Annotated in this window: 11 protein-coding genes; 9 read left to right on the forward strand and 2 right to left on the reverse strand. The window is 41.7% G+C overall.

The features are described from left to right. Positions 1 to 225: 225 nt before the first annotated feature. From BSCG_RS24745 to BSCG_RS24720, 6 genes are all read left to right on the forward strand, one after another. Positions 226 to 1224: a GNAT family N-acetyltransferase gene (locus BSCG_RS24745; protein WP_008774790.1), complete on the forward strand. Its 999-nt coding sequence runs from the start codon at positions 226 to 228 to the stop codon at positions 1222 to 1224. A gap of 175 nt (positions 1225 to 1399) precedes the next feature. Continuing rightward, on the forward strand, positions 1400 to 1804 hold the full coding sequence (gene mce, locus BSCG_RS24740) for a methylmalonyl-CoA epimerase (protein WP_002561104.1): 405 nt from the start codon (positions 1400 to 1402) through the stop codon (positions 1802 to 1804). A 28-nt stretch (positions 1805 to 1832) separates the two neighbouring features. Beyond that, a complete protein-coding gene (locus BSCG_RS24735; protein WP_004327014.1) occupies positions 1833 to 3386 on the forward strand; it encodes an acyl-CoA carboxylase subunit beta in 1554 nt (517 codons plus the stop codon). Positions 3387 to 3417: 31 nt separating this feature from the next. After that, positions 3418 to 4338 (forward strand): OadG family transporter subunit, encoded by a 921-nt coding sequence (locus tag BSCG_RS24730; protein ID WP_004314216.1) that lies wholly within the window; start codon positions 3418 to 3420, stop codon positions 4336 to 4338. A 24-nt stretch (positions 4339 to 4362) separates the two neighbouring features. Next, positions 4363 to 4794, forward strand: coding sequence for an acetyl-CoA carboxylase biotin carboxyl carrier protein (locus BSCG_RS24725; RefSeq protein WP_004300895.1), 432 nt, complete (start codon positions 4363 to 4365; stop codon positions 4792 to 4794). A gap of 1 nt (position 4795) precedes the next feature. Then, positions 4796 to 5956 (forward strand): sodium ion-translocating decarboxylase subunit beta, encoded by a 1161-nt coding sequence (locus BSCG_RS24720; protein WP_004300899.1) that lies wholly within the window; start codon positions 4796 to 4798, stop codon positions 5954 to 5956. 184 nt (positions 5957 to 6140) lie between these two features. On the opposite strand, the gene BSCG_RS24715 is transcribed toward BSCG_RS24720, so the two are convergent. Continuing rightward, the gene (locus BSCG_RS24715; RefSeq protein ID WP_008648889.1) at positions 6141 to 7145 is read right to left on the reverse strand and encodes a class II fructose-bisphosphate aldolase; all 1005 of its coding nucleotides are present in this window, start codon (positions 7143 to 7145) and stop codon (positions 6141 to 6143) included. Positions 7146 to 7578: 433 nt separating this feature from the next. Here BSCG_RS24715 and BSCG_RS24710 point away from each other — a divergent pair, with 433 nt between their 5' ends. Continuing rightward, positions 7579 to 7833, forward strand: a complete 255-nt coding sequence (locus BSCG_RS24710; protein WP_004300906.1) for a type B 50S ribosomal protein L31 — start codon at positions 7579 to 7581, stop codon at positions 7831 to 7833. Between the two features lie 80 nt (positions 7834 to 7913). On the opposite strand, the gene BSCG_RS24705 is transcribed toward BSCG_RS24710, so the two are convergent. Beyond that, the gene (locus tag BSCG_RS24705; protein WP_004300908.1) at positions 7914 to 9128 is read right to left on the reverse strand and encodes an ATP-binding protein; all 1215 of its coding nucleotides are present in this window, start codon (positions 9126 to 9128) and stop codon (positions 7914 to 7916) included. A 193-nt stretch (positions 9129 to 9321) separates the two neighbouring features. On the opposite strand from BSCG_RS24705, the gene BSCG_RS24700 reads away from it, so the two are divergent. Both BSCG_RS24700 and BSCG_RS24695 read left to right on the forward strand, forming a co-directional pair. Next, positions 9322 to 9729, forward strand: a complete 408-nt coding sequence (locus BSCG_RS24700; protein ID WP_004304410.1) for a hypothetical protein — start codon at positions 9322 to 9324, stop codon at positions 9727 to 9729. 733 nt (positions 9730 to 10462) lie between these two features. Continuing rightward, positions 10463 to 10891, forward strand: a complete 429-nt coding sequence (locus BSCG_RS24695; protein ID WP_008774791.1) for a hypothetical protein — start codon at positions 10463 to 10465, stop codon at positions 10889 to 10891. Positions 10892 to 11378 lie beyond the last annotated feature (487 nt).

The raw sequence follows: 11378 nt of genomic DNA on the forward strand, positions 1-11378 counted from the left end.
AGTTAATATTAATTCTCGTTGTTTTGCAAAAACTATTCGATTATAATCTTAATTTAAGACGAACCTAATTTTAATACGTACTCACTTTTCATACCATATTTCTCCTATAAAATACATTTTTTCCATTAAATATGCAAAGATATATTGTACTTTACTTCAGGCAGTTCCAACAAAATCTCTGTTTTGTTGTTGAATAAAGAATAAAAAGTGTAAATTTGTACCTAGATGCCACTTAAACTAACCACATATTATCATGGGAAGGACATTCCTGAATTGCCCGGAAAAAACGCCTTCCATTCCAAAGAGTTATTTCAGATTTATGAAGCGACTCCGGGGTATACTCCTTTATTAATAGTAGCAACAGAAGACGGCAGACCTGTGGCACGCCTGCTTGCTGCCATCCGCAAAGCGAAAAAGTGGCTTCCCTCCTCTTTAGTGAAACATTGCGTAGTATATAGCGAAGGTGAATTTCTAGATGAGTCGCTTTCGACCAACAAAGAAAAGGCAGAAGAAGTCTTTGGCGATATGCTCGAACATCTCACACAAGAAGCATCGCGTAGCTGTGTCCTGATCGAATTCCGGAACCTCAATAATTCGATGTTCGGTTACCGGGTTTTCCGTGCCAATGATTATTTCCCTGTCAACTGGCTGCGGGTACGCAATTCGCTGCACAGTATGAAAAAGACGGAAGACCGGTTCAGCCCGTCACGCATCCGTCAGATAAAAAAAGGACTCAAGAATGGAGCCAAAGTAGAGGAAGCACATACCGTGGAAGAAATACACGATTTCTCACGGATGCTGCACAAGGTTTATTCCTCCCGCATACGCAGATATTTCCCTGCCAACGACTTTTTCCGTCACATGAACGATATGCTAATCAAAGGACAACAGGCAAAAATATTCGTAGTAAAATACAAAGAGAAAATCATTGGCGGTTCCGTCTGTATCTACTCGGGAGATGACGCGTACCTTTGGTTTTCCGGAGGAATGAAAAAGACATACGCACTTCAGTATCCGGGAGTGCTGGCCGTTTGGAAGGCATTGGAAGACGCCCACCAACGGGGATTCCGTCACATGGAATTTATGGATGTAGGACTTCCGTTCCGCAAACACGGTTATCGTGATTTCGTTCTCCGATTCGGAGGAAAGCAAAGCAGTACCCGCCGCTGGTTCCGTGTCAATTGGAATTGGCTGAACAAACTCTTAGTCAAATTTTATGTCTAAATGTAATCTCAAGATTGCAAAACGACTCTTCATGCTCCTTCCCTACCATTTTTTCTGTTTAATAATCCAATAATTAAATGCAGAAATATTTCTTTATTAGGTAAGAAATGTCTTTCTTTGTGCTGTTTTATGCCATATAAGCACATGATTAAAACCAAATAAAAAAAGTATAGTTATGAAGATTTCACACATTGAACATCTGGGCATTGCTGTAAAAAGCATCGAAGAAGCCCTTCCTTACTACGAAAATGTATTAGGTCTGAAGTGTTACAACATTGAAACAGTGGAAGATCAGAAAGTAAGAACTGCTTTTTTAAAAGTAGGCGAAACCAAAATTGAACTGTTGGAGCCGACTTGCCCGGAGAGTACTATTGCCAAATTCATTGAAAACAAAGGTGCAGGTGTTCACCATGTAGCCTTTGCTGTAGAAGATGGCGTAGCCAATGCTTTGGCAGAAGCAGAAAGCAAAGAAATCCGCCTTATCGACAAAGCTCCCCGCAAGGGTGCCGAAGGTTTGAATATTGCTTTCCTTCACCCGAAATCAACTTTGGGTGTGTTAACAGAACTCTGCGAACATTAATCATAAACTCTAAAACTAACAAGAACTCATGAGTAATCAACTTGAAAAAATTAAAGAGCTTATTGAACGCCGTGCCGTAGCACGTATCGGAGGCGGTGAAAAAGCAATTGCGAAGCAACACGAAAAAGGGAAATACACAGCACGCGAGCGTCTGGCTATGCTGCTTGACGAGGGTAGCTTCGAAGAAATGGACATGTTCGTTGAGCACAGATGCACGAACTTCGGCATGGAGAAAAAACATTACCCGGGAGACGGTGTAGTAACCGGCTGCGGTACGATCGAAGGACGTCTGGTATATGTGTTCGCACAGGACTTCACTGTTTCTGCCGGTTCACTGTCAGAAACGATGTCATTGAAAATTTGTAAAATCATGGATCAAGCCATGAAGATGGGCGCTCCCTGTATCGGTATCAACGACTCGGGTGGTGCACGTATTCAGGAAGGTATCAACGCTTTGGCAGGTTATGCAGAAATCTTCCAACGCAATATCCTTGCTTCCGGTGTTATCCCACAGATTTCAGGTATCTTCGGTCCTTGTGCCGGCGGTGCTGTTTATTCTCCGGCTCTGACCGACTTCACGCTAATGATGGAAGGTACTTCTTATATGTTCCTTACCGGACCAAAAGTTGTGAAGACCGTAACAGGTGAAGACGTTAGCCAGGAAAACCTCGGTGGCGCAAGCGTTCACTCCACTAAATCAGGTGTGACTCATTTCACCGCTAAAACAGAAGAAGAAGGTTTCGAACTGATTCGTAAACTGTTGAGTTATATTCCTCAAAACAACCTTGAAGAAGCTCCTTATGTAGATTGTACAGACCCAATCGACCGTTTGGAAGATTCTTTGAATGATATTATCCCCGACAGCCCTACTAAACCGTATGACATGTACGAAGTGATCGGCGCTATTGTGGACAACGGTGAATTCCTTGAAATCCAGAAAGATTATGCAAAGAATATCATCATCGGTTTCGCCCGTTTCAACGGACAATCGGTAGGTATCGTTGCTAATCAGCCTAAGTATCTGGCTGGTGTGCTCGATAGTAACGCATCTCGTAAGGGTGCACGTTTCGTTCGTTTCTGCGATGCATTCAATATTCCTATCGTATCGTTGGTAGACGTACCGGGATTCCTTCCGGGAACAGGTCAGGAATACAATGGCGTTATCCTTCATGGTGCTAAACTGTTGTATGCTTACGGTGAAGCTACTGTGCCTAAGGTTACTATCACATTGCGTAAATCCTACGGTGGTTCTCACATCGTGATGAGCTGTAAGCAACTTCGCGGTGACATGAACTACGCATGGCCTACTGCCGAAATCGCAGTAATGGGTGGTGCAGGAGCAGTAGAAGTATTGTACGCACGCGAAGCCAAAGATCAGGAAAACCCGGCTCAATTCCTTGCAGAGAAAGAAGCAGAATACACGAAATTGTTCGCCAATCCTTACAATGCAGCTAAATATGGCTACATCGACGATGTGATTGAACCGCGCAACACACGTTTCCGTGTTATCCGTGCTTTGCAGCAGTTGCAGACTAAGAAATTGAGTAATCCGGCTAAGAAGCATGGTAATATTCCGTTGTAATCCTACTTTTCACATTAAAACAAGAACGATTATGAACAAAACCAAAATCGGAATATTCCTTTCTTTGCTGTTGCTGATTGGTTTGACTTCTTGTGGAGAGCAAAAGTCGAACAATAAGCTGGTGCTAAACGAAATCCTGATAGACAATCAGAGTAATTTTCAGGACGATTACGGATTGCACAGCGCATGGATTGAAATATTCAATAAATCATTCGGTAGCGCCGACCTGGCAGCTTGCTTGCTGAAAGTAAGTAGCCAACCGGGCGATACAGTTACTTATTTTATCCCGAAAGGTGATATACTTACTTTAGTGAAACCACGCCAACATGCACTATTCTGGGCAGATGGCGAACCTAACCGTGGTACTTTCCATACCAGCTTCAAGCTGAATCCGGAAACAGCTAATTGGGTTGGTCTGTTCGACTCCGGCAAAAAGTTGCTCGACCAGATTGTAGTGCCCGCAGGCGCGCTCGGTCCCAACCAATCATACGCTCGTGTAAGCGACGGGGCAGCTGAATGGGAAGTAAAAAGTGGAAGCGGTGACAAATACGTGACTCCGAGCACCAACAACAAGACTCTTGACAGCAATTCCAAGATGGAAAAGTTTGAAGAACACGATGCTGATGGCGTTGGAATGTCCATTTCTGCCATGAGCGTAGTATTCTGCGGATTGATTCTTCTCTTTATTGCTTTTAAGATTGTAGGAAAAGTAGCTGTTAATTTGAGCAAGCGTAACGCTATGAAATCTAAAGGCATTGACAAGCATGAAGCTAAGGAACTGTCACAGGCTCCGGGCGAAGTATACGCTGCTATTTCTATGGCATTACACGAAATGCAGGATGAGGTGCACGACGTAGAAGAAACGGTGCTGACCATCACCCGCGTAAAACGCAGCTACTCACCATGGAGTTCGAAGATTTACACTTTGCGTGAAACTCCTCCCAGAAAGTAAGTCACCTTTTAAAAAGTAAAAACGATGAAAGAATATAAATATAAAATCAACGGTAACTCATATAAAGTAACCATCGGAGATATTGAAGACAACATCGCTCATGTAGAAGTGAACGGTACACACTATAAAGTAGAAATGGAGAAACAGCCGAAGCCTGTTGCGAAACCCGTGACAGTACGCCCGATGCCTAATGCTCCTGCTGCTCCTACTCAAGTAGTGAAACCGACCGCTCCATCTACCGGAAAATCAGGAGTAAAATCTCCGCTGCCGGGTGTGATCCTCGACATCAAAGTGAATGTAGGCGATACTGTAAAGAAAGGACAGACCATTATCATATTGGAAGCCATGAAGATGGAAAACAATATCAATGCGGATAAGGACGGTAAGATTACTGCCATCAACGTCAACAAGGGAGACTCTGTTCTTGAAGGTAATGACCTCGTAATTATTGAATAATATGGGAGACTTTATAAACTTTTTAGGAAATAACCTGGCCGACTTCTGGACATACACAGGCTTTGCCAATGCTACGGTAGGGCATGTAGTCATGATTCTCGTTGGCTTGGTATTCATCTATTTGGCAATAGCCAAAGAGTTCGAACCGATGCTGCTGATTCCTATCGGTTTCGGTATATTGATCGGTAACATACCTTTTAATATGGATGCCGGGCTGAAAGTCGGTATTTATGAAGAAGGTTCTGTATTGAATATATTGTATCAGGGAGTGACCTCCGGCTGGTATCCGCCGCTCATCTTTTTGGGCATCGGTGCCATGACGGACTTCTCGGCACTTATCTCTAATCCAAAATTGATGCTGATCGGTGCAGCTGCACAATTCGGTATCTTCGGTGCTTATATGATCGCGTTAGAAATGGGCTTCGACCCGATGCAAGCCGGTGCTATCGGTATCATTGGTGGAGCAGACGGCCCGACGGCCATCTTCCTTTCTTCCAAGCTAGCACCTAACCTGATGGGAGCCATTGCGGTGTCCGCCTACTCCTATATGGCGTTGGTTCCGGTGATACAGCCGCCTATCATGCGTCTGCTCACCACCAAGAACGAACGTGTCATCCGCATGAAACCGCCGCGTGCCGTTTCTCACACGGAGAAGGTGATTTTCCCGATCATCGGTTTGTTGCTGACTTGTTTCCTGGTTCCTTCCGGTCTGCCTTTGCTGGGTATGCTGTTCTTCGGTAACCTGTTGAAAGAAAGTGGTGTAACCCGCCGTTTGGCTAATACTGCCAGTGGTCCGTTGATTGATACAATCACTATCCTGTTGGGTCTGACAGTAGGTGCTTCTACACAAGCATCCGAATTCCTGACGCTTGACTCTATCAAGATCTTTGCCCTCGGTGCATTGTCATTTGTTATTGCAACGGCATCCGGTGTCATCTTCGTTAAGATCTTCAATATCTTCCTGAAGAAAGGTAATAAGATCAATCCGTTGATCGGTAATGCAGGTGTTTCTGCTGTTCCCGACTCTGCACGTATCTCGCAAGTGATTGGTTTGGAATATGATTCGACCAACTATTTGCTGATGCACGCTATGGGTCCGAACGTTGCCGGAGTGATCGGTTCAGCTGTTGCTGCCGGTATCCTGCTTGGATTCTTGATGTAAGAAACATTATATAATAGATAAGAACACCCGTGTTACATTCAGTTGTGACACGGGTGTTCTTTAATTACAGCCATAGTGTTTCTTCTCTCCGTTCTGAAACGATTAAACGTCATAAAAAAGGCTGCTACCAGTGTTCAAACCGGAGCAGCCTCTTTCTTTTATTTATGGAATAATCCGGAGATTATTACTGTGCCAATTTATTGTCAGAACCGAGCACGTTGATGATTTTGTGCTTGTACAGTTTTTCCATGTTGTCACGAGCCGGGCCAAGATACTTACGTGGGTCGAATTCAGCTGGTTTTTCAGCGAAAGTCTTACGGATAGCAGCAGTCATAGCCAGACGTGAGTCAGAGTCGATGTTGATTTTGCAAACAGCAGACTTAGCAGCCTTACGCAACCATTCTTCGGGAATACCGATAGCAGCTTTCAATGCACCACCGTATTGGTTGATAGTTGCCACTTCTTCCTGTGGAACTGAAGATGAACCGTGAAGAACGATAGGGAATCCCGGAAGTTTTTCCATTACAGCGTCCAATACTTCGAATGCCAATGGAGGAGGAACCATTACGCCTGTAACCGGGTCGATGTGGCATTGTTCCGGAGTAAACTTGTAAGCACCGTGAGAAGTACCGATTGAGATAGCCAAAGAGTCGCAACCAGTGCGAGTAGCGAAGTCGATTACTTCTTCTGGGTCAGTATATGTGTGGTGGTCAGCAGAAACTTCATCTTCTACACCAGCCAATACGCCAAGTTCACCTTCTACAGTTACGTCAAACTGGTGAGCGTATTCAACAACTTTCTTAGTCAATGCTACGTTTTCTTCGTAAGGAAGGTGAGAACCATCGATCATTACTGAAGAGAAACCAGAATCGATACAAGATTTGCAAGTTTCGAATGTATCTCCGTGGTCAAGGTGAAGAACGATTTCCGGATGTGCGCAGCCTAATTCTTTAGCATATTCTACAGCACCCTGTGCCATGTAACGCAACAAAGTAGCGTTAGCATACTGACGAGCACCTTTAGAAACCTGAAGAATCACAGGAGATTTAGTTTCAACAGCAGCCTTGATGATAGCCTGCATTTGTTCCATATTGTTGAAGTTGAATGCTGGGATAGCATATCCACCTTTGATAGCCTTAGCAAACATTTCTCTTGTGTTTACCAATCCTAAATCTTTGTAATTTACCATTTTGTTTAAAGTTTATTGTTAGTGAATAAAAATTCTACGCAAAAGTAAGCATTATCCATCGAATAACGAACATCGGAAAGAAAAATATAGTAGAAAAAGGTTTAAATCAGACTGCAAAATTTAGCAGGAATACGAGTGTGACATTAGATTGTAATGTCCACCTTGCAAACTTTGGGATTTATGATTTCTGAATTCTGATTGATGCCTTCGGATTTATATCTCCTTATTTATACCTTATTTATACCTCATTTTTCATTCATTTAATCACCAAAATCTGCATAGCAAATCAGAAATCATAAATTAGAAATCAGAAATTTTAGAAAACCTTTTTCTATTTCACAGAAAAGCATTATCTTTGCGCTCTGAAAATGACCATTACACTATTTCTTACCAAAATAGTAACAGAATATAAATTAAAAAAACAGATACTGAAATGAAAAAAGGCCTTCATCCAGAATCATACCGTCCGGTAGTATTTAAAGATATGTCAAATGGTGACATGTTTTTGTCTAGATCAACTGTAGCAACTAAAGAAACCATCGAATTCGAAGGTGAAACTTATCCGTTGCTGAAGATTGAAATCTCAAACACTTCTCACCCGTTCTATACAGGTAAATCTACATTGGTAGATACTGCAGGTCGTGTTGACAAGTTCATGAGCCGTTACGGTGACCGTAAGAAGAAATAATTCGATCTTTCGTGAAAGATGAAAAAAGAGGAGATTCTCGCAGAGAATTTCCTCTTTTTCGTTTTCTATATTCCTTAACGTCAAGCATCATCCAACAAGAAATCGGCTATATGACGATGCCTGACACCCTCCACATTATCCTGCCACAAGCTGTCCATGCTAACTACATATTTAGGATAATGGTCGTTAATGGCGAGCAAAGGAGCAAACTCCCTCTCAACAGTGGCCTGTGAAGCTAACTGATACGTTACTTGCACATAAATCTTTTCTTCCCGACGGATGGCTACAAAATCCACTTCTTTATCATCCTGTTTGCCTACATACACTTCATAACCCCTTCTTTTCAACTCCAGACAGACCAGATTCTCCAACATACCTGCAATCAACCGGTCACGATAGCCCATCACGGAATAAATCAAAGAAAGGTCACTTACAAAATACTTTTCATTCGTCTGCAGAATTTCCTTTCCTTTAATATCATACCGGGGAATACGTTGAATGATAAAAGCACTTTCCAATGCATTCAGATAATTATAGATGGTATTCATATCCACCTTCCGTTGCTGACTTTTGAAGTAATCAGCTATATTTTTAGCGTTCAGCTTATTGCCTATATTATCAAAAACAAACTTCACTACCCGTTCGAGCAATTCCACATTCCGGATATTGTGACGCTGCACCGTGTCACGAAGAATGACAGAAGAATAGATGTCGTAGACAATTTTATAGATAGCCTCATATCCATAATCGGCAGTATGTATGGCCGGAAATCCTCCCATACGGAGATATTTCTGAAATTCCTCCTTCCGGTTGAGCGTCGGATCATTGGCCTGCAAGTCATGGAAAGTCAGATATTCTCTAAAAGACAAGGTCATGACATGGAAAGCGACATACCGTCCCGTTAAATAAGTTGCCAGTTCGGACGATAACATACGTGAGTTGGAGCCGGTCACATAAATATCCGTATCCAAATCTACCAGAAGTGAGTTGACCACTTTTTCCCAACCGTCCACTTCCTGAATTTCATCCAAGAGAATATAATATTTACCCGCATCTCCCGCCTGTCCCCGAATATAAGCATACAAAGCCTTCGCCTCTTTCAGATCTATCCACTGAAAACTTTCAAAATTCAGATAGATGATACGTTCTTCACGAACTCCTCTCCTCAACAGTTCGTCACGAATCAGACGCAGCACTACCGACTTTCCACTGCGACGAATACCCGTTATCACTTTTACAAACGGCTTGTCTATAAAAGGAACAATTTGTTCCATATACTGTTCACGATTAATCATATTCAAAAGTTTTTAGGGTTATAAGCACAAAGATATACTATTTTCGGAAAGTTTTTAGGGTTATAACCCTAAATAAATCCATAAATTCAGATTCTTTTAGGGTTATAAGCCGAAAAATAAATAAAAGAAATATGACTAAATCCGATTTATTACCAAATAAAGAAAGTACCTTTACCCGACTAATTAATAAAAAATGGAAATAACCGATTTAAAACAAATGACAAAGGAAGAAGTTTTTAATTTCATCAGACAACGCCTTTCTTTCAGTAAAGAACTGCAAGAACAATTCAGGCATGTGAATAAAGACGATCTCGCAAAAGAACATCGCAGATTCGAAATGTCCGGAAATGAATCAAAGACAGGCCAATGCACGATTTTCAACACAGCGATTCTGAACGAGTTTGCCGATCTTGGCATCTATGATTATACTTCTTATCTTTTTCTCGACTTCCACAATGGCACTCCAACCGTTTATCTCAAATATTTCTCCGAAAATGAAAATTTGGAATATACATTTACCGGATATACCACAACGGAAATCATCTTTGCAATTCTTGAACTGACTATCTTCTCCGGAAAGCCCAAAAGAAATCGCAGCTAAAAAAAAAGAATTGCACGGAAAGACAATGCGAGGTCAAAAGACTTTTATGGCTTTCATTTAGGCACGGATTACACGGATTTCACGGTTCCATTAGACTAAAACCGCGAAGTCCGTGTAATCCGTACCTAAATAATATCAATCTAATAAATGGTTTTACTTTTGCCTCCCTCCTTTTTATCATCACATTATATTTGCCACCCGTATAGCATATTTACCATCTTTATACCCTACTCTCTATTCTCATACCATATTTCCTGCATTTATTTCCTCTTTTCCATCCTATTCCGAAAAAAACATATATCTTTGTCATACGCTTTCTGCCCATCAGCGTGATGAAACAGGCAAAAGCGGTTTTTATTCCTTAATGGAGTAAATAACGTATTGTTTCCCAAATCGAAACTTAGCAAATTTCATGTACCGGGAAATGATACAACAGATACTCCACGTAGATGATCGTATATCAACATATCGATTAGAGATTTGTTATATATAAACGTTTGGCGTGGGTGTCTGTTGTTTATCATTATCTGGTGCACGGTATGCTAAGACCTCGATTTAGATAATGGTACAACAGCACTCACGCTTTTATTGTATCCGGTCGGTTTCAACAATCCTTATACCCCAACCAATTCCCCACCCGACCGAAATCATAAAAATCGTGGGTGTTCGTTGCACCTCTCCGGACAATACGTTATTTACTCCTTTTTTTATAACACATTAAAACAAAAGCAATATGCCAAAATGGATTAGTGTAGAAAAAGCAGTGATTAAGTATCACATCGAAAAAGAAGCGATCCTGCTTTGGGTGGAAATGGGACAATTTCCTATGTTATACATAGACAATGTTCCGAACGTTGACGAAGAATGTATTCTGGAACTCTTTCGCCGAAGTAAAGCCGGCATTACAGCAGAATATATTGATACGCTGGAACAACTGTGCATAGATAAAACAATGGTCTGCGAGAAATACGCCCACATTATTCAATTGAAAGAAAAGGAAATTCAGCTGCAGAAGGAAATAAATACGTTGATAAACGAAATACAGGCAGCAATGAAGAGACAAAATGAACGGATCCGGGATTTGAAAAAAGCGATTGGAGAGAATAATAATGTTATACGTAGCGACAGTTGGATAAAAAGACTACGCAAAAAATTCCAATAGTGAATAATTATCAGCGTACCAATTACCATGTGGGACACAACGTAAACAATTAGCATATTGACACATTATTGCACGGTTTTTACCACAGAGGACACGGAGGGCACAGAGGTGAATTTGTTTTATGACTTACGGTTGTAAGCACAATTTTGATGCGTATTCCTCCTACCATAAAGTTGAAAAAACATGAAAACATCTGCCACCTGCAACCAAACGCGTGTAATGCACTAGTTGATAAATAGTTGGAGCGTTGCAGATACCTGCGGCAGATAGGTTGCAGATAAAGTATCTGCAACACAGTATAAACCTTACATAAGCTAATTCTCCAGGAGGGCAAAAGTTTATTGTATACATTAACTTCCCGTTTCCAGGCGGGGAACTGTCGTTTCCGGCATTAGAAATTACAATTTCCACGGTAGGAAACGAGAGTTTCTAAGGCGGGACACTACAGTTTCCACGTAAGGATACTGTCGTTTCCCCGTAGAGACAC

It is taken from the genome of Bacteroides sp. 2_2_4, assembly GCF_000157055.1.
Classification (GTDB): domain Bacteria; phylum Bacteroidota; class Bacteroidia; order Bacteroidales; family Bacteroidaceae; genus Bacteroides; species Bacteroides ovatus.